This is a genomic window from Pseudanabaena sp. BC1403 (assembly GCF_002914585.1).
GTDB lineage: Bacteria > Cyanobacteriota > Cyanobacteriia > Pseudanabaenales > Pseudanabaenaceae > Pseudanabaena.
The window spans coordinates 74,564-93,806 of record NZ_PDDM01000004.1 but is presented as its reverse complement, the minus strand read 5'-3'; the positions used below and the strand labels follow the sequence as shown (position 1 = coordinate 93,806).

Sequence of the window (19,243 nt, the reverse complement as noted above, 5' to 3'; positions counted from 1 at the left end):
AAACTCGTTTAAGTGCTTATTATCTGTTTAAGCTAATAAAGATTCTATCCATTTGGGTGGGCTGGGTATGGGATTACCAAGGCGATCAAGCACAATCCAAGCGACTAAATGAACTAGTAATTGATAAGCAAAGTTACTAAAGATAATCGCTGCGATCGCAAAAATTTGAATTGTCGCAAAATCTGGCTGTTCCAGTGACCCGAAAAGCTGCATCAACCAATTGAGTAGTCCTGTAATCTGTGCGATCGAATAGTTCCAGACGTTTTCACCCATCAAAACTGATAAAAAAGCAAACTGAAAAGCTGTGCCAACTGAGCCAATCATTGTCGCAATACTCAGCGAACCCGACCAAGGAAAATCTCGTTTCCATAGATATCCCAATGTGACACCAACTAAACCATGCGGAACAATATACTGAATGCTACGGGTTGGTCCCATCAAAATTGCTAAAAGTAATGCTGTTACGACCATTGACATCCATGCGGCGCGACTATTCCATCGTAAATATGCTAAAGCGGTTGGCAATGGAAACAGCATTCTCAGCAATGGACCAAGGGGAAAGTAAAAATTAATTAGAAACAACATGGCGGTGGTACTAGCAAGGAATGCAGTTTCCACCATTTCGCGAGGATCGGTATGCGGCAATTTGGTCATAGGTTTTCGGACGTTATTTCTTTAGGAGTGGTGTCAGGAAACCGACGGCGCAATCCGTATAGCCAAATTAAGCCAAAGATACCTACAACGATCGCAGCCAGACTAACCATCTGTGCTGTGCGAAGCCCACTTACCATTAAGCTGTCGGTGCGTAAACCTTCGATCCAAAATCTGCCGAGGCTGTAAGCGATCGCATAGATCATCGTGATCGTGCCAGTCCTAAGCTTAGGAAAACGCAGAAAGGCAAAGATTAAAATTGCAAATACACCGATGTTCCACAGGGATTCATATAAAAATGTAGGGTGAAAGTATGGCTCGTTGACAAATTCAGGAGGACGACGATTGATAGGAATCAATAATTTCCAAGGTAAATCCGTAGGACTACCAAAGGCTTCAGAATTGAAAAAATTACCCCAACGTCCAATCGCTTGCCCCAAAATCACCGCAGGCATGATGATATCAGCCATCAGCCATGTGGAAATTTTTTGGCGTTTGCAAAATATAGTTGCCGCGATCGCACCACCAATAATCGCCCCATGAATAGCAATGCCGCCTTCCCAGATGGCAAATACTTTGTACCATTCTTGTGTCTGAAAGCGATGCCACTCAAACAAAACATAGTAAAAACGAGCGCAGGGGATCGCCCCAACTACCAGCCAAATCGCCAGATCTCCAACTAGTTCTGGATCAACATTGCGCTTTTCAGCAAGTTTTTGAGCTAGCACTGTCCCCAAAATAATTGCCGAAGCGATTAGCAATCCATACCAACGGATCGAAAGTGAACCAACCTCAAAAGCGATCGGACCTGGAGATGTAAATTCAAAAGCAAGAGGCAACAGATTAAACACTTTTTCCTTTTTACTTGGGTAATTCAGATATAAGGTGTGGGGCTTTGCCCCACACCTTATATCTATTTGTAACGTATTCCAGATTGCTTGAGGCGATTGAGTGCTTCGCCAAGACGATCGCAGTCAGCGATCAAACTAATTCTGACATAGCCTTCGCCACCTTGACCAAAAGCACTGCCAGGGGTGAAGACTACGCCTGTACTTTCTAAAACTTTTAAAGCGAAGTCAGCAGATGTCATCCCCACAGGTACGGGAATCCAGAGATACATGGTGGCGTATGTTTTGGGGATATCCCAACCGAGTTCGGCTAGCCCCGAAATCAGAAAATCACGGCGTTCTTTGTAGCGATCGCACACAGCCTCTAAATAAGTATCAGGCAATTGTAGGGCAGTCTCCGCCGCCACTTGAATCGCTGAAAAAATCCCATAATCGAGGTTGGTTTTGAGGGTGCGTAAACCTTGAATAATGTGACGATTGCCGACTACAAAGCCAACACGCCAGCCAGCCATATTATAGGTTTTTGAGAGAGTATGAAATTCTACACCCACATCTTTGCCACCTTCGATTTCCAGCAAACTAGTAGGGGTGTAGCCGTCAAAAGCTAGTTCGGCGTAGCAGAGATCATGTACTAATAAAATCTCGTATTTCTTAGCAAAGGCGACTACTTCTTCAAAAAATTCTCGCGGTGCAACTGCACCAGTAGGGTTTGCGGGATAGTTGAAGTACATCACCTTGGCGCGTTGGGCGATTTCTTCGGGAATTGCCGATAGATCGATCAGCCAGTCTTGTTCAGGTTTGAGAATCATTTCATAGATATCACCGCCAGCTAGTAACGGGCCCCGAAAATGGGCAGGATAAGCAGGACTGGGTACAAGTACCAGATCACCAGGATCGATATAGGCGATCGCTAAATGTCCTAAACCTTCTTTAGAGCCAATTAAAGGTAATGCTTCGCCTTCAGAATCAAGTTGGACATTGTAACGACGTTTGTACCAGTCAGTGATCGCCCGACGAAAACTAGCCGTCCCTTCAAAAGGTGGATAGCCATGATTTTTAGGGTTGCGTAAAGCAGTGATCGCGGCTTCGACTACTGGTTCAGGGGTGGGACCATCGGGGTTGCCCATACCAAGATCGATCAAATCTAGACCTTGCTCTTTCGCTCGTAACTTCAACTCATCTAGACGGGCAAAAACGTATGGAGGGAGTTTTCCTAGTCGGTGAGCAGGTTTGAGCCAAGTCTTCATTTGTGTTGTGAGAACGTAATAAGGGTTGATTTGCAAGATTCCCACTCTGTGAGTGCGATTCTTGCATAAGTGCTATAGAAATTTGATCTTAATAGAAATTGTCTCGCGATCGCACTGTCATAGAGAAACTAGAACGAGCACAAATTGATATTTCCAGTTTTGAGGCTTAACGATAGTAATAAAGCGATGATATTCACTATTTAGATGACAATTTATAGATGAATGTCAGTGTATATCCTAGAAAATGACTTCTGGTATAGCTTTGAGTCTATTTGAACGATTTGATAATTTATTAACTTTTATATCAAAAGACTTAACACAAGTTTACAAATTCTTAATACAATTGAACTAACGAGTAAGTATTTATCCTCATCATGTCTGTTGCAGAATTTCCTTGGCTTACCACTATTTTACTGTTACCACTTGTAGCAGCCTTTGCGATTCCTTTTATACCTGACAAGTACGGTAATGCCAAGAATGTGCGATCGTACTCCATGGCAGTAGGATTTATTGAATTGTCTTTAATGGTCTATGCATTCTGGAGTCAATACAATCTCCATGAAGCATCATTCCAGATGTCAGAAAACTATGCTTGGATTCCTCAACTTGGTTTGAACTGGACTTTGGCGGTTGATGGTTTATCGATGCCGCTAATTTTATTGACAGGCTTAATTACAACCCTAGCCATTTTTGCAAGTTGGAATGTTACTAAAAAATCGCGACTGTTCTATTTCTTGATGCTTTGCTTATACAGTGCCCAAATAGGGGTATTCGCAGCCCAAGATTTATTATTATTTTTCTTCATGTGGGAATTAGAATTGATTCCTGTCTATCTGCTGATTTCAATTTGGGGTGGGCCGAAGCGTCTTTACGCTGCGACAAAGTTTATTCTCTACACTGCATTAGGTTCGATTTTTATTCTGGTCGCTGGTTTAGCGATGGCATTTTACGGGGATACGACGACATTTAATATGGCTGAATTGGGGATGAAGCAGTATCCGATCGCTTTTGAGTTACTCGCCTATGCAGGTTTCTTAATTGCTTTTGGGGTAAAGTTGCCGATTTTCCCTTTGCATACTTGGTTGCCAGATGCTCACGGGGAAGCCTCTGCACCAGTATCGATGGTATTAGCTGGGGTATTGCTGAAGATGGGCGGCTATGCACTAATACGTTTCAACATTGAAATGTTGCCCAATGCTCATGTTTACTTCGCGCCTTTGCTTGCAGTTTTAGGAGTAGTTGGCATTGTCTATGGCGCAATGGCAGCATTCGCTCAACAAAATCTTAAGCGTCGCCTAGCCTATTCTTCGATTTCACACATGGGCTTTATCCTTGTTGGATTAGCATCATTTAATGATTTGGGTGTAAGTGGTGCATTGCTACAAATGATTTCTCACGGACTAATTGCAGCTGCTCTATTCTTCCTCGCTGGAGTAACCTACGATCGCACTCATACATTGATGATGGATGAAATGGGCGGTATCGCCAAAATCATGCCTAAGGCTTTTGCCCTGATGACAGCAGCGGCGATGGCATCTCTTGCCCTTCCTGGGATGAGCGGATTTGTGAGTGAGTTAAATATTTTTCTGGGTATCACTACCAGCGATGTGTATGCCTCTAACTTTAAGATCGTGATGATCTGTTTAGCAGCAGTTGGCGTAATTATCACACCGATCTATCTTCTTTCGACCTTGCGTCAAGTCTTTTATGGTCAACCGAATCTCGCGTTGCATTTAGATAAGTATGTTAGCGATGCGAAACCTCGTGAAGTATTTATTGCCGCTTGCTTGCTTGTGCCGATTGTCGCGATCGGGTTTTATCCCAAATTGGCAACTCAGACATACGACGTAAAAACTGTTGCGGTAACTGAACAAGCTCGTGATGCCTTTAGTTTAGTTGCTCAGACCAATCCTCATCTTTATTCTTCAGGATTGATTGCTCCGCAACTAACTCGCGCAAATCCTCAAACAATTTTGGGGATTGTTGAATAAAGTTAGGAATTCTGCACAGATAAACAAGAGCGTTTTATCGCTCTTGTTTCTGATCTATTCCATCTTCATCACAACATTCCTTTGGACATCAGTATTTAAATCTTGCAGCGCAAAAGTGCGATCGCTATCGTTCATTTCTGTATAACTTTTGTAGCCAAGAGCTTGCAATAATTCCTTCAGCTTATCTCCCGTTGTATCTGCTGCCTTGAGACTAGTAGGATGAATTTCAATAATTAGAGTTGGCTTTAGAAAAGCAATCATTTTGCTTGCGCCTGAGAGAAACGAACATTCACTACCTTCTACATCAAGTTTTAGTAAAACTTTGCCAGTAAATTTTTGCCAGTCTACTAAGTCATCAAACCGCCTAATTGGAACCTTAATCGCATTGAACTGATGAGTTGCCGAATGTTCAGGAAATACTCCCGCTGAACCAGATGTCCCAATTGGCACTAATAATTCTATTTCTCCATCAGCATCGCCAACTGCGAGATTATGAATCTGGAATTTACAGAGCGCATTAGCCGTCAAAGATTTTTCTAAAGCTTTGGCTAAGCGTGGCTGAGGCTCGACGGCAAGCACAAAACCATTCGCTCCAACCATCTTACTCGCCACGATCGCAAAGCTCCCATGATTTGCGCCAATATCCAGAAAAGTATCACCTTCAGAAAGTAATTGTGATAAAACTCGCGTATCGGTATCTCCACTAGCTAGCTCATTCACCACTTGAAAGAGGCGCATATCAGTTGGATTGAGAAATACTTGATAGCCAGATAGTTCTAGTTCTAGGTATTGGTCTGGCGAGAGTCGATAGAAAATATTTGAGAGAAATCTGAATAATTCTCTGCCACCTTTGAGATAGCTTTTGCCCGTGAGACCAAAATACAACTTACAGTACAAACTGAAGATGCGATATAGAAACGGTAACTGTTTGCTAAGGGTCGGATTGAGCACCCACCCTAAAACTGAGCGATCGTATAGCCAATCATCGGGTTGATCTAGTTTGCTTTCTAGTTTCGCCATGGGAGAATTTGTAGCCATAAAAAATTTTCGATCTCTTGAAATAGAACCAGTTTGGTTGTGGCGCGGCAAAGCCGCGCCACAACCAAACTCCTAATGCAGCGATCGCACAGGAATTTGGTTAGCACTTAGATAATCTTTAATCTCAGCGATCGTTAGTTCGCCATAGTGAAGTAACGAAGCCAACAGAGCTGCTTCAGCTCTACCTTCAGTCACTGCTTGGAGAATATGTTCGCAATTACCCGCACCACCTGAAGCAATTACAGGAACTTCCACTAAATCTGCAACTTGACGGGTTAGTTCCAGATCATAACCTGCCTTTGTCCCATCAGCATCCATACTAGTAAGTAAAATTTCACCAGCGCCGCGCCTAACTACTTCTTGTGCCCACCAGAGCGCATCAATACCTGTATTTTCACGCCCACCCCGTACATACACATCCCAGCCAAGATTATTAGGATCATTCCTCCGTCTGGCATCGATCGCCACAACAATGCACTGATTACCAAAGCGATCGCTACTGCGATTAATTAAATCTGGATCATTTACTGCCGCTGAATTCATACTCACCTTATCCGCACCTGCTCGCAGAAGTTCGCGAATATTGTCAATATTTCGCACACCGCCGCCCACTGTGAGTGGAATAAATACTTGCTCGGCAGTGCGATAGACCACATCCAAAATAATGCCGCGATCTTCGTGGGTGGCTGTGATATCAAGAAATACCAGTTCATCGGCTCCTGCAAGGTTATAAGCCTGAGCTAGTTCCACAGGATCGCCAGCATCCTTAAGATCGACAAAGTTGATGCCTTTGACGACTCGACCTGCTTTTACATCTAGACAAGGCAAAATGCGTTTCGCTAGCATAAGCTCTTCAAATTTCCCAAAATCACAGCAAGAATGAATATTTTACAGCGCTTTGCGATCGCGATTCTTTAAACCAAAAAGATGAAAGGCAGCGCGAAGCGCTGCCTTTCATCTTTACTTGGCAATCGCCAAGGTTTTGATCTCAGGAAAAACGAGAGGCTCATTTAGCGTTTGACTCATATTGCCAATAATCGCTTGTAAATAAACACGCAACTGCTGGAATTTAGTCACATTGGGCTGATATGTGCCATCAGTTTCCAACTCAAACAATCGACCTGCAAATAAGTCACTGCTAAGCGTCGGATCCTCTAAAATCACTGAGTTCTCTGGCTCTTGCCAAGGGAATAAACCTTCTGGCAAATCACCTTGCAGGATACTCAAAATGCGATCGCGACATGTTTTGATATTAATCCCGCGCATTTGTAATTGTTGAAGTAGTTGATTAGGATTAACAGATTGCGTGAGGTTGAGGCGACAAATCTCTTGCAAGAGAAAGTAATCAGAATATTGCTGGCGTGCAACATCTTGGAAATTTGGATAAAGCGGCGATACAGCTAAACCGTTTGCCAATGCCGAAGCCTCTAATGGGTCGATCTTAGCATTAGGCAATTTTTGGGATAGCCAACGTGATAGCAAGGGAATATGCATAGTATTACCTAGCAACAAAACTTGATGCACATCTTCACCTAGAATGCCCACATTACTGAGAATAGAATTGAGTTCGCGATTGAGTCGTTGGGTAAATGGTTGCAAAATCAAATTTTCTAGCTCACGGCGCAAAACAACGATCGGTTGTCCCATCAGTTCCTCATTCCAACTATCGACACCTACGTCTCTTCCAAATGCGACTTTAACGCGATCGGCTAACTCCAACATCTTTTGACCAAGGTCAGAGCTTAACAAATATTGCTGAAGGAGGATTCTTTGCTGTGGTGCAGAAGCACCAATCTCTGGCAAGCTGAGACGATCAAAATTGCAGAGATGACGATTAGGATTGGTAATCAACTGCCAATGCGGATAGAACAATTGCACGACAATATCTTGACTGATGCTAATGCCAGCATAGTCAAGACTGCGAATATGTAGTTTGGAGCGATCTTTAGTCTGACTAAGCCCCTTGGTCAGGCAGAGACTAGTTGTAATTGCACCTGCATCAACTAAAAGCGTAACTTCCTGTGAGATTTTCTGATCGTGAAGCAGAGATAAAACGGGAGCGATCGATTGATCGACTGCCATCACCTGCTCAGCTTGATTAACTAATCCTGATTTAAGAATTGCTTCGCGGATATTGAGAATGTAAGTATCAGACCAGTTGGCAGGATATCCAAAAACAACCCCACTGAGCTTCAACAAAATCAAACCAACATCAGGCAGTTTTGGATGATTAGCTCTAGTTTGGATTTGCTCCAGAAGGTTTTTGAAAGCAGCAATTAACCAACGCAGGCTTACCTGACTGTGATCAGTCCATTGGATGATTGGCTGCCAAGTACTTACACCGCGATAGGGTAACCCAAGTTTGAGAAACTGTTTGAAATGGGCAAGAGCAACTTCGCCATCTTCTAGTCCAGCATTCTGCGATCGCTTAGAGATCGTCCGAATATCTTTAGCGATCGGATCATCTAAGCTTTGATCTGCTTGCCAAACAATTTTGCAGACCAATTCATCAGCATCATCAAAATATAGAGAATACACTCGACCAGTGTCAGCATTAAGTAAGCTTGCCCTTATGGCGGAACTACCGACATCAATGCCTAAAACCCAAGTATCATCAAGACTATAAACTTCTTTCTCAGGTGGTGCCGGAATCAAAGCCACGCTTCGTGATTCTAATACCAGTGAGTCAATATCGAAGACATTTTCACTAGTGTCACTAATTGGCGCTACTGATGACAACCCAAGCTGCTCACGCATATCATCAAGCAATGGCTCGTTAAAGTTAAATGAGTTCAAATCATTTAATAAATTCTCCCACTCATTATCAGCAACATTACTCGGAGCATCCCTTTGAGCATCTGCAAATTCATTGAGCAATAGGTCGTCTTCCTCATCCTCAGGGATATTCTCGAAATCGATGAAATCAGCGATCGCATCCATCAAGACTTCGTCTGGAGATCTTGGTGGGATAGCTTTTTCAATCGTATTTGCTAAACTATCGAGCTTTTCATATTCTAAAGAAGCAAAAAACTCATCCGCTGATAACTCTGAAGCTTCAGAACTAGAATAATTATCATCTTTACTTATATTTGGACTTGTATTTGGCTGCACTAGTTTGGATTCGAGATTCTCTAGTGCTATAGTCCAATCATCTTCAGATTCTTCTTTCTTAATATTGGTATTATGATTTCCTGAAGCTCTTGGAACTTCTTTACTAGTCTCAAGTTCAGTCAGTGCCGAAGAGTCAATAAAATCCATCGACTCTTCATGTGCAAAGCCTTGCATAATTGTATCTAATTGTTCTTCAATGGATTCCATCGTTTCAGGAAAAGAAAGAGGCTGATACATCGTCTTCGCACCAAAATCAATTTCCTCAGAATCTCCTTTGGTTATAGTTTGCATGACTGTATCAGATTCTTCTAATTCAGTTGCGGGATCAAACCCAAATAAAAGCGTGTCAAGATCACTTTCATCATCAAAACTTGAATTTGCATTGATGATTGCTGCCTTATTGCTAGCTTCAAGCGGCAAAAACAATTCGTCAAGTTCATCACTAGTTGTAAATGGTGCTTTTTGAGAGTGCTTAGCTGCATTTTCGGCTATTATTTCTGCAAAAATTGCATCCATATCATCAACATTAGACGGAACCAAATTGGATACCAAATCAGAAGAAGAAGGTAACTCTATTCCTGAAATATGATCTTCCGTTTTTATGTCAAACAAAGAATCAGGATTATCAAAAATTTCAGGAATATCATTGGATTCAACTGTAAAAGGAGATAGCTGTAAATCGACAATATCTACGTTAACCTCTGAGATATCTTCGCGATCAGCAAAGGAGTCGGCAAATCGATCAATAAATAAGGCATTGGGGTTTTCTATAATTGGTGGAACTTCTAATTCACCAATCTCTGATTGGTTGACATTTTTGCCACTTGATTCTTTGGCTGAAACCTCAATGATTGTCGGATAGGCTTGAGATTCTTCAGTATCCCAATTGGATAAAGCGTAGGGTGTATTACGAATAAATTGATCAAGATTAGCAGCAATCTGTGGATCTGCTCCAACTCCACCAGCATCAAGGAGCTCTAGATCGGCATTAAGATCATTAACTAGTGAATCCTCCCATTCTGGAAAAACCGAATCACTGATTTTACTATTCAGTAAAATCAGTGATTCATCAGAATCATCAGCTTGATCATTATTAGAATTATTTAAAAGTTGCTCAATTTTGGATTCTAGACTATCTAGACCATCTGGACTATCTGGGCTATCAACGTTTGTGTCTAAATTTATATCAACTGACGAGACAGCAGAAAGTTGAGAAGAATTAAAAACTTCTAGTTCATGTTCAGATGTCGAACTATTGAACATTAGTGATTGCTCTTCTCTCTGGATAGGTAGTTTAGTCATATCGAGGGCTTCGTTACCTAGCCATGACAGTAGATCCTCATCAGGAGAAACTTCAGCAATATTAGTGGTTGGGCTAGGTCGATTATCACTTTCCTCCAACCATTGCAGAAGTTCAGGATCATCAATTAATTCCCCAGATTCACTGACTATCTCCTCAACAGGAAAATTTAATGAGAGTATATCAAAATTATTGCTTTCGTCTTCATTCTCCTGCATTCGAGTGCGTGGGGCATCAAATCTCTCGACTATTTGGGTCGCCGCCTCTAAATCAAAATCGGGATTTAACTCACGAGCTGCGATCGCGCTTTGAGGGTCGAGAATAATACTTGTACCGAAGCCAGCCAGATCAATTAATGGATCAGCTTGCATTTCAACAATTGGCTCCTCGAACAGGTGCTCCTCATTATTACTTAATATACTATCCAGTTCAGTTTGGCTATTTATATCATCATTAGTCACAACTTCAAGAAGCTCAGCCTCAATAGTTGATGCTTCAAATGGTTCAACTTCATCCACTTCGCCAAATTTATTGCCAGCTAATAAAGCATTTATCAATTCCTCATCAGCTGGTTCTGTAAAAGTTTCTAGATATTGGATTGGAATATCATCTGGTAATTCAGGAAATATATTGGTGGCAGATGGAGATATTTCAGCAGAATTTTGCGGCTGTTGAACAGTCTGCTGACTAATCCTATCAACTAAGGCACTAATTAAAGCTTCACCCTTTTGTTCAAGGGTTTCGATATTACCGAGCTTGGCAGCGATTGATGTTTGATATCCTTGGATTTCCTGCTCTAGCGATCGAAATGTGGTGTTAAACATTTCGTCGAGGTGCAGCAAAAAACGATCAGTTTGTTCCTGTACTTTGTTGGCAAATTCTTCCTGTTGAGGATCAACTAATGGGCTACCAGTAGCAGAGGATAGGTTGACTAAATTATCATTGAGCGTTTTGGCGACCGCCTGATTAACACTATTAGCAAGAGTTCCCGCCATAGTTTGCTGCAACGAGTCAGAAATCTGATCGCGCATGTAGTTATTAACTGAGCTTAGAGATCGATCTAATGATTCCTGTTGATTAGTTTGAAACTCTTGAAACTGTTTCATCCAATTCACACGATCCGATTCAAGCTGTGAGATTTCAGCGTTTAACTTTTGTTTTTGTTGATTTAAAGTAATTAATTCTTGACTTATTTGCGCTCGTTGCTGGGACTCAACAATTTTATTTAAACTCGCCGAAATTTCTCCTACCATGAGCGCCCTTTCGACGGCGAGAGTTTGACTGACTACTTGCTGCACCGATTGCTGGACTGACTCTTTAACAACCTGTTGCAATGTCTGTTGAATTGCTTGCTGGAGCGAAGCAATCATGCGATCGTTGACAAATGTAGAATTTGGTTCAGGTGTGCCATTCGTCATTGTGCTAGTCTCCTTTGTCAAGTAAGATTCAGCGCCAAATAAGTTGCTAACTACTGGGCTAACTAATAGGGGTGGCAATGCTTCTAGTTTATCTGTTTTAAATAGGTCTGTCTTGAATTCTGCTGTTTTTGCGTCATTTTGATTAGATGGTTCACTTCCCAGATGATTGTTTTGGTCATTATGAGGATGGCTTTTTTCTTGCAAGTGCGTTACTAAAGCTTGATATTGCGGCTCTAAATCACCCAAATGTGAGTCATCAGTTAGTCCTTCAAGATGCGATCGCATCTGTTTTAGCTGCTCCCTCTGGTTGATCAGCTCTGAAGATGGCTTCCTTGATACTGATCCTACTGGGCGGCTCAATAATGTATTGATTTGATCGATCAAACTACTAATCAGAACTTTTGACATAACGCCCCCTGCAAGACCTCCATAACGACAAGATAAAGGGATATCATCTTTGGATTTATGTTGCTTAGTGCTATAAATCCAAAGATTACTAAAATTAGTACGCAAATTGGCTCTTAAATGAGCTACACTCTAAAGCCAAATTTGTTAGCAGACAATAGCACACATCTTTCCCAGTTTTTTGCTAATATCTTGGCGATTTTTCTATATTTTTTTTTGTGAGTTTCTGGCGAAGATGACTATGAAAAACAAATCGCATGTTTCTCCGACTTTTTCAATGGCTCCGCCATTTCGTAGATTAACTAACTACTTACTTATTTCTGCGATCGCGACTTTATCAACTATGGCGATCGCAAGTAGCGCGGTTGCTGAACGGCGTGAGGTCGATATTCGGCTGCTAGTGAATCAAGATGAGGGGTTTACGGTGATGACACGTAAAGCTGAAATACTAGCGCGATCGGCGGCTCAACGGACATTTGACCGTGATGTACTTGTCTCTGATGTATCGGTCAAAGTTACAGCTCAAAATCTAAACCAAGATCAAGCTGCCATTATCTTGCAATTGATTGTTTCCCGTCGCGACTGGGCAAGCCGTCCCGATCCCAAAATATGGGCAACCTATTTTCCGATGGCAAAATCACTAATTGGCATCAAATAACTGATGTTACATGGAAGGACTTTCTGCGATCGCGAAAGTCTATCATCTACGTTCTACGTAACATCAGTAAATAAAAAATAAGGCTAGCGCAATGCGCTAGCCTTATTTTTATAAAAAACATGTGTTGCTTTGCAACACATGTTTTTTTGGAGATTAGAACGAGAATACAGTTCTTAGAGTACCAACGAAGATGGTGCTGTTAGTGCTGTTGTTATTAGGATTGAAGATAAACTGAACATCAGGAGTGATGCGGATGTTGCTGGTAACTGGGAAGTTGTAGAACAATTCCAAGTTGGTTTGGCTTGAGTTGCCAACGCTTCTATCGATAAAAGGTTGACCAACTGCGACACCAGCCATTGCGCCTTCCTTGAAAAGATCAGGGAAAGCAAAACCAGCCATCCAAGTTTGAGGGCTCAAGTTGCCTGCTGTAGTTGGGATACCACCAGTACCAGTGAATAGTCCAGCTGTATAACCAGCAGTAGTAGCACCAACACCACGGTTGTCAATTGTACCAAATCCGTAGCGACCAAAGATAGCAATACCCTTAGCAAACTTCCACTCAACGTTTACGCCGCCAGCGTTAATGTTGGCATTGTTTACAGCACCGTTGGTGTATTGAAGCTTGATGGCAAAAGGTTTTTCACCAGCGGCATTCTTAGGAGCAAATTCCAATTCACCAGTTGCTTGGTAAGCATCACCAAATAAACCACGGTTTACACCAGTAGCTCCACCTGTAGCTGTAGGGCTACTTGCATTACCTGCTAGATAAAGACCACGAATTGTGAAAGCGCTCTTGCCAAGATTCCAGTCAAAGGCTGCACCAGCTCCACCTGTTTGACCATTCACCAAAACCATCAAAGGATTGTTGATGAAGAAGGTAGAAGCAAAATCAACAGCTTCGTTGTTAGCAAATGAGTTGGTATCAATGTGATCGTAAGCGTGCATTACAGGTCCAATAGAGATGCGCGCATCACCAAGGTTGAAGTCGTAACGCAATTTGGCAAGTGTAAAGGTTGAGCTTAGACCTGTATAGTCTTGACCATAAGTTTGGAAGCCGATATTGCTAGCAACACCAGTAGTTCCAGTAGTTGTACCAGCACCAAATACTCCAGGAATATTAGTTGTTCCGCCATTACCAACTTCTAGTCTGGTCTTCAACAAGTCGCTGCCTGTGAAGCTGGTGTTGAGGTCTAGACGAACGCGGCTAGATACGAAAACATTTGTGCTGGTTGTAGTTCCCGAATTACCACTAGCACCTTGGACGGACATGATTGCTTCGCCAGAAAGCTTGGTAGTGGTGGAGAACTGTTGAGCTTCGAGCTTAGCGACTTTAGCGTCAAGAGCATCGACACGACCACGAAGGGTTGCTAGTTCAGCAGCAAACTCTTCTTGAAGCTTTTGCAAGGTAGCGAGGTCTTCTTTGCTAACCTTGTCAGCCAAACCTGCGGAAATGATTTCGTTAATCTTGTCTAAACAAGCATTCAAACCTGCGGCAAATTCATAGCGGCTGGTTGCTTGTCTACCACGGAAAGTACTGTCAGGATAGCCAGCGATACAACCGTAGCGCTCTACCAAGGATTGGAGTGCGGTGAAAGCCCAGTCAGTTGGCTTAACATCGCTAAGTTGAGATACTGAAGTTACGTTTTGAGCAACTGGATCGCTGCTCATAGCTTGGCTAACTTGTGAAACATTTGTAGTCGTTTCAGCAAATGCAGGGGTTGCGGCGACTGCACCAATAACACCTAATAGACTTAGGCTGCCAGCTAGATTCAAAGATACTTTTTTCATTATTCCACTCCTCACGAGAGTTAAATTTTTAAGTTTGCGTTGATTTGTGTAATTAGCTAGGATTTTTCAACCCTTAGTGCTTTCGACATAATCTAAGTTAACTTTAGTAAATCTATAATAACAGATTAAATCTAAGATAACTGACTACTATTACGAATGTTGCTAGATTTTAGCTACATCAAACCTTAATTGTGATGTATCATAGCATACCTAGTTTGAATATTTTGTCCTCCGATCGGGTTATCTTGAGAATAAGATATTCATTAAATAGCAATTTTTGTGATGTTAGCATCTTTTAGTTAAAGACCTCGGCGTAATTTGAATCGGCAAAATTTTACTATTACCAAAACTAAAGATGATAGTTGAGATGAATTGCTGCTCTCTAGATTCAGATTGTTTCAAACAAATAAGCGATCGCTATACTTAGAGTTTTAACATGTGCTTTTTATGTCTTTTGCCAATCAAAACCCAGATTTAAGCAATATTGCTCGACAACTAGACAGTGACAATTCTCGCGATCGCCTTCGTGCTTTAGTGTCCTTACGAGATTTAACGCCCGATGAGGCTGTACCGCTAATTTTAAAAGTAATTGATGATGAGAACTTACAGATTAGATCAATGGCGGTATTTGCTCTAGGTTTGAAGCATACAGAGGACTGCTTTCCAGTTTTAGCAAGAATTCTAGAAACTGAGAATGATTATGGGATTCGCGCTGATGCGGCTGGGGCAATGGGGTATCTTCAGGATAATCGCGCTGTGGAGCCATTGTTACGCGCTTTTTATGAGGATACTGAGTGGCTTGTCCGTTTTAGCGCAGCAGTGTCGCTAGGAAATCTCGGCGATGTGCGTGCCTACGATGCCCTCATTCAAGCCCTAGATAGTGAAGAAACGATGTTGCATCAAGCAGCGATCGCAGCTTTGGGTGAAGTGGGTGATTTGCGATGTGTCGATCAAATTTTGCGGTTTGCTCAGTCTGATGATTGGCTAACCAGACAACGTTTGGCTGAAGCTTTAGGACATTTGAGATGTGATAAAAGTCTATCAGCTCTGAATTATCTCGTTAAAGATGCTCATCCTCAGGTATCGGCGGCGGCTCAATATGCGATCGATCGACTTACGACCAACTAGTATAAAGATCGGCAAAACAGATCCTTAGATACTTTCTTTGATGATTAGGTAAGGAAATAATAATGACGATGATTTTGGCTGGTGATATTGGCGGCACAAAGACTCTTTTGCGTTTTGCCGAAAAAAATTCTGATGAGCTTACAGTTTTATACGAGCAGCGCTTTGCTGGTGCTAATTATGCTAGTTTCTCTGATGTTTTGCGCGAGTTTATCGAAACTGCCAAGATAAATTTAGGTGAATTGCCATCGTTATCAGCAGCTTGTTTTGGGATTGCTGGCCCAGTGCGCGATCGCCGATCGCAATTAACTAACCTCGGTTGGTCATTTGATAGCGATCGCCTTGCCGAAGAGTTCAATATTGCCAACGTAAGCTTGATCAATGATTTTGTAGCAGTGGGCTATGGAGTTTTAGGATTACAGCCCCACGATTTGCATACTTTACAAGATGGGCGTGTGGTAGAGCGATCGCCGATTGGAGTTATTGGAGCGGGCACAGGTTTAGGTGAAGCATATCTAGGGTGGAATGGCGATCGCTATGAGGTTTACCCGACTGAGGGCGGACATACAGACTTTGCGCCCAGAAATGCTCTGGAAATCGAATTATTGCAATATTTGCAAAAGCGTCACGATCGCGTATCGGTGGAGAGAGTAGCTTCGGGGACTGGAATTGTGGCAATTTATCAGTTTTTGCGCGATCGGCAAACCTCTCCAGAATCAGCAGAACTAGCTGAGAAAGTAAAGCTATGGGAAGCAGGTGATCTTAATGTTGATGTGGCGGCGGCGATCGCCAATGCGGCGTTAACAAATTTGGGAATTAATAGCGAAACTAATCTTGATCACATAGCCACACAAACGATGCAAATGTTTGTGGCGGCTTATGCAGCCGAAGTGGGAAATTTAGCTTTGAAATTAATTCCTAATGGTGGCTTGTATATTGCGGGCGGCATTGCTCCCAAAATATTGCCTTTGCTTCAGGATGGAACATTTTTGCAGATTTTAAAAAGTAAGGGTCGAATCAGCCCCGTGTTAGACGACATTCCGATTCATATTGTGCTTAATCCTGAAGTTGGACTAATTGGAGCCATGCTTTTTGCTGCTAGGTAGCTATTGCAGTTTTCAGTTGAGTATGGCACAAAAAAGTAGGGGCAATTCATGAATTGCCCCTACTTTCTGTACTGCATTCATTTGAAAACCGTAATAAGGAACGCAAAAAGAAAAATCGACCGATTCGCGATCGATTTTTCTTTTTGCGTTTTATAAAGTATGTCCCATCCGTTTTGGAATTGCCTCATTAAAGTTTTTGGTGATTAGAGATAGAGATACTGCGATCGCCTTCTCTCCTCCAACCCTAATCCCCAAATCACTATCTGCATCACTTACCGTACCGATATGTTGCCAACTATTGCCCAGTTGACTGGTGAGATAGGTTTCCCATGCAGTGCGATCGCCTTGTTTCACAGACACAACTATTCTACTTGCGCCTTCACCAAAGAGGACTTGTGTAAGGTGACTGTTATCAGCATTGGCTAACTGAATCTGCGCTGTGAGTTTGCCAGAAATGCATGATTCTGCGATCGCGACGGCAAGACCACCTTCAGAACAATCATGGGCTGACTGCACTAAACCTTGAGCGATGCCTTGACGACAAGCAAATTGCACTTGGCGCTCTAGTTCAAAATCTACAGGTTGAGGGCGACCTGTGACTTCACCAATAACTGAGGCGAGATATTCAGAAGCAGCCAGACTAGAGCGATCGCTACCAAGTAGATAAATCGCATCACCAACGGATTGCCAACCCTGACCGCAAACCTTGGTCACATCTTCCACTAAGCCCACCATACCGATTACAGGTGTAGGATAAATCGGTTGGGAATTACCTTCAGCATCAATGGTTTCGTTGTAGAGGGATACATTCCCGCCAGTTACAGGAGTTGACAACTCACGACAAGCATCGGCAATTCCACGACAGGCTTCGTGCAGTTGCCAATAACCGATCGCATTTTCTGGACTACCAAAGTTCAAGTTGTCTGTTACTGATAGCGGCTCAGAACCAACGCAAGAGAGGTTCCGCGCCGCTTCTGCAACGGCAAGTTTTGCGCCTTCATAAGGATCGAGGTAGACATAACGGGCATTGCAATCGACAGTGGCAGCGACACCGACAAGAGAATCAATTTGAGATGCCGCCGTTCCTAGTTCGCCAACACCAAAGCCTTGACTACGCAAACGAATCACCGCCGCATCAGCTCCCCCAGGAAAGATGACCGTATTATTCTGCACTTGGTGATCGTATTGGCGATAGACCCATGCTTTGGATGCGATCGCAGGCGTATCGAGTAATTGCAAAAGCGCATCATTGGGATTAATAGGGGGAAAAGAGGCGATCGCAGCTTTCTCATCCCAAGCCCAAGCTTTCTTCGCATAATCAGGCGTATCAGCTAACTGACGATGATAAATCGGTGTATTATCTGCCAACGCTGTCGCAGGAATCTCCGCAGCAACTTCACCATGCCAAAGAATTCGCACAATTGGCTCGGCAAGAACTTCACCAGCAACAACTGCATGAAGTCCCCAACGCTCAAAAATTTCAATGAGTTCGGCTTCCCTTCCCTTATGGGCGACAAAGAGCATCCGTTCCTGCGATTCAGAGAGCAGGTATTCGTAGGGAGTCATTCCCGTCTCCCGCGCAGGAATCTTGTCCAAATCGAGGACGACACCAACGCCACCTTTTGCTGCCATTTCGGAAGTGGAACAGGTCAAACCCGCCGCACCCATATCTTGCGCTGCAACTACTGCGCCTGTTTTAAAAGCCTCCAAACAAGCTTCTACTAAAGATTTCTCAAGGAATGGATCACCCACTTGTACTGCCGAACGGCTTTGCTCAGATTTGTCGGAGATCTCGGCACTAGCAAAACTTGCTCCCTTCATGCCATCACGCCCTGTGGTGGAGCCAACATAGATCACAGGATTACCAGTGCCTGAAGCTCCCGATTTGACGATTTCCTTGGTTTCCATAATCCCGATCGCCATCGCATTGACGAGAGGATTACGGTTATAAGCTTTATCAAAATAAACTTCGCCACCAACAGTTGGAACGCCGATACAATTGCCATAACCAGCAATACCATTAACGATGCCATTGACGCGACTACGTACCCAAGGATCAGAAAGTTCGCCAAAACGCAATGAATTCAAAATCGCGACGGGACGCGCTCCCATCGTAAAAATATCGCGCAAAATACCGCCTACACCTGTAGCAGCACCTTGGTAAGGTTCAACTGCCGAGGGACGGTTATGGCTTTCGATTTTAAAACTGATGGCAATATCATCGGTAATCTTGACTACGCCTGCATTTTCTCCAGGTCCCACGAGAATGCGATCGCCTGTGGTCGGAAATTGTTTAAGTAACGGGCGCGAATTTTTGTAGCAGCAATGCTCTGACCACATCACGCCAAACATCCCCAATTCGGCTTTGTTGGGTTCACGACCAAGGCGATCGCAAATCATCTGATACTCATCAAGGGTCAAGCCTTCAGACTTGATTTCGGCTGGAGAAAATTTGGTAATGATATTTGCGGTCATAGTTAACGTGCGACAAATCTTGGGCGGTCAATATCGATTTTACTAGTCAAACTTAATTTTCGACATAAAAATAGGAGTAGCG

12 protein-coding genes are annotated in these 19,243 nt (G+C 42.9%); 4 read left to right on the top strand and 8 right to left on the bottom strand.

The genetic code is table 11. The features are described from left to right. Positions 1-27: 27 nt before the first annotated feature. The 3 genes from CQ839_RS05355 to CQ839_RS05345 form a co-directional block, all read right to left on the bottom strand. On the bottom strand, positions 28-654 hold the full coding sequence (locus CQ839_RS05355) for a DUF2232 domain-containing protein (RefSeq protein WP_103667248.1): 627 nt from the start codon (positions 652-654) through the stop codon (positions 28-30). Beyond that, positions 651-1,502: a prolipoprotein diacylglyceryl transferase gene (lgt, locus tag CQ839_RS05350; RefSeq protein ID WP_103667247.1), complete on the bottom strand. Its 852-nt coding sequence runs from the start codon at positions 1,500-1,502 to the stop codon at positions 651-653. The genes CQ839_RS05355 and lgt overlap by 4 nt, the downstream gene beginning before the upstream one ends. A 62-nt stretch (positions 1,503-1,564) precedes the next feature. Beyond that, positions 1,565-2,746 carry an aspartate aminotransferase gene (locus CQ839_RS05345; protein WP_103667246.1) on the bottom strand — a complete coding sequence of 394 codons (1,182 nt, stop codon included), beginning with the start codon at positions 2,744-2,746 and terminating at the stop codon, positions 1,565-1,567. 374 nt (positions 2,747-3,120) lie between these two features. Here CQ839_RS05345 and CQ839_RS05340 point away from each other — a divergent pair, with 374 nt between their 5' ends. Next, on the top strand, positions 3,121-4,737 hold the full coding sequence (locus CQ839_RS05340) for an NAD(P)H-quinone oxidoreductase subunit 4 (RefSeq protein WP_103667245.1): 1,617 nt from the start codon (positions 3,121-3,123) through the stop codon (positions 4,735-4,737). Positions 4,738-4,791: 54 nt separating this feature from the next. On the opposite strand, the gene CQ839_RS05335 is transcribed toward CQ839_RS05340, so the two are convergent. The 3 genes from CQ839_RS05335 to CQ839_RS05325 all read right to left on the bottom strand — a co-directional run bounded on the left by CQ839_RS05335 (position 4,792) and on the right by CQ839_RS05325 (position 12,012). Then, on the bottom strand, positions 4,792-5,775 hold the full coding sequence (locus CQ839_RS05335; RefSeq protein WP_103667244.1) for an FkbM family methyltransferase: 984 nt from the start codon (positions 5,773-5,775) through the stop codon (positions 4,792-4,794). A 72-nt stretch (positions 5,776-5,847) separates the two neighbouring features. Continuing rightward, positions 5,848-6,621: an imidazole glycerol phosphate synthase subunit HisF gene (hisF, locus tag CQ839_RS05330; protein WP_103667243.1), complete on the bottom strand. Its 774-nt coding sequence runs from the start codon at positions 6,619-6,621 to the stop codon at positions 5,848-5,850. Positions 6,622-6,735: 114 nt separating this feature from the next. Then, positions 6,736-12,012, bottom strand: a complete 5,277-nt coding sequence (locus tag CQ839_RS05325) for a hypothetical protein (RefSeq protein ID WP_146048700.1) — start codon at positions 12,010-12,012, stop codon at positions 6,736-6,738. A 238-nt stretch (positions 12,013-12,250) separates the two neighbouring features. Here CQ839_RS05325 and CQ839_RS05320 point away from each other — a divergent pair, with 238 nt between their 5' ends. Beyond that, the gene (locus tag CQ839_RS05320; protein ID WP_258040632.1) at positions 12,251-12,667 is read left to right on the top strand and encodes a hypothetical protein; all 417 of its coding nucleotides are present in this window, start codon (positions 12,251-12,253) and stop codon (positions 12,665-12,667) included. Between the two features lie 153 nt (positions 12,668-12,820). Here the strand turns inward: CQ839_RS05320 and CQ839_RS05315 are convergent, their stop codons facing one another. Further along, complete coding sequence (locus tag CQ839_RS05315; protein ID WP_103667240.1) at positions 12,821-14,455, bottom strand: iron uptake porin; 1,635 nt, start codon at positions 14,453-14,455, stop codon at positions 12,821-12,823. Positions 14,456-14,902: 447 nt separating this feature from the next. Here CQ839_RS05315 and CQ839_RS05310 point away from each other — a divergent pair, with 447 nt between their 5' ends. Together CQ839_RS05310 and CQ839_RS05305 are read left to right on the top strand one after the other, a co-directional pair. Beyond that, a complete protein-coding gene (locus CQ839_RS05310; protein WP_103667239.1) occupies positions 14,903-15,583 on the top strand; it encodes a HEAT repeat domain-containing protein in 681 nt (226 codons plus the stop codon). A 62-nt stretch (positions 15,584-15,645) separates the two neighbouring features. Then, a complete protein-coding gene (locus CQ839_RS05305) occupies positions 15,646-16,686 on the top strand; it encodes a glucokinase (RefSeq protein WP_103667238.1) in 1,041 nt (346 codons plus the stop codon). A 150-nt stretch (positions 16,687-16,836) separates the two neighbouring features. On the opposite strand, the gene purL is transcribed toward CQ839_RS05305, so the two are convergent. Further along, the gene (gene purL, locus CQ839_RS05300) at positions 16,837-19,149 is read right to left on the bottom strand and encodes a phosphoribosylformylglycinamidine synthase subunit PurL (protein WP_103667395.1); all 2,313 of its coding nucleotides are present in this window, start codon (positions 19,147-19,149) and stop codon (positions 16,837-16,839) included. Positions 19,150-19,243: the final 94 nt, after the last annotated feature.

Excerpts from the sequence above, each read along its gene's own strand:
- CQ839_RS05355 (WP_103667248.1), bottom strand. The coding sequence starts at position 654 with ATGACCAAATTGCCGCATACCGATCCTCGCGAAATGGTGGAAACTGCA.
- CQ839_RS05345 (WP_103667246.1), bottom strand. The coding sequence starts at position 2,746 with ATGAAGACTTGGCTCAAACCTGCTCACCGACTAGGAAAACTCCCTCCA.
- CQ839_RS05340 (WP_103667245.1), top strand. The coding sequence starts at position 3,121 with ATGTCTGTTGCAGAATTTCCTTGGCTTACCACTATTTTACTGTTACCA.
- CQ839_RS05335 (WP_103667244.1), bottom strand. The coding sequence starts at position 5,775 with ATGGCTACAAATTCTCCCATGGCGAAACTAGAAAGCAAACTAGATCAA.
- hisF (WP_103667243.1), bottom strand. The coding sequence starts at position 6,621 with ATGCTAGCGAAACGCATTTTGCCTTGTCTAGATGTAAAAGCAGGTCGA.
- CQ839_RS05325 (WP_146048700.1), bottom strand. The coding sequence starts at position 12,012 with ATGTCAAAAGTTCTGATTAGTAGTTTGATCGATCAAATCAATACATTA.
- CQ839_RS05320 (WP_258040632.1), top strand. The coding sequence starts at position 12,251 with ATGAAAAACAAATCGCATGTTTCTCCGACTTTTTCAATGGCTCCGCCA.
- CQ839_RS05315 (WP_103667240.1), bottom strand. The coding sequence starts at position 14,455 with ATGAAAAAAGTATCTTTGAATCTAGCTGGCAGCCTAAGTCTATTAGGT.
- CQ839_RS05310 (WP_103667239.1), top strand. The coding sequence starts at position 14,903 with ATGTCTTTTGCCAATCAAAACCCAGATTTAAGCAATATTGCTCGACAA.
- CQ839_RS05305 (WP_103667238.1), top strand. The coding sequence starts at position 15,646 with ATGACGATGATTTTGGCTGGTGATATTGGCGGCACAAAGACTCTTTTG.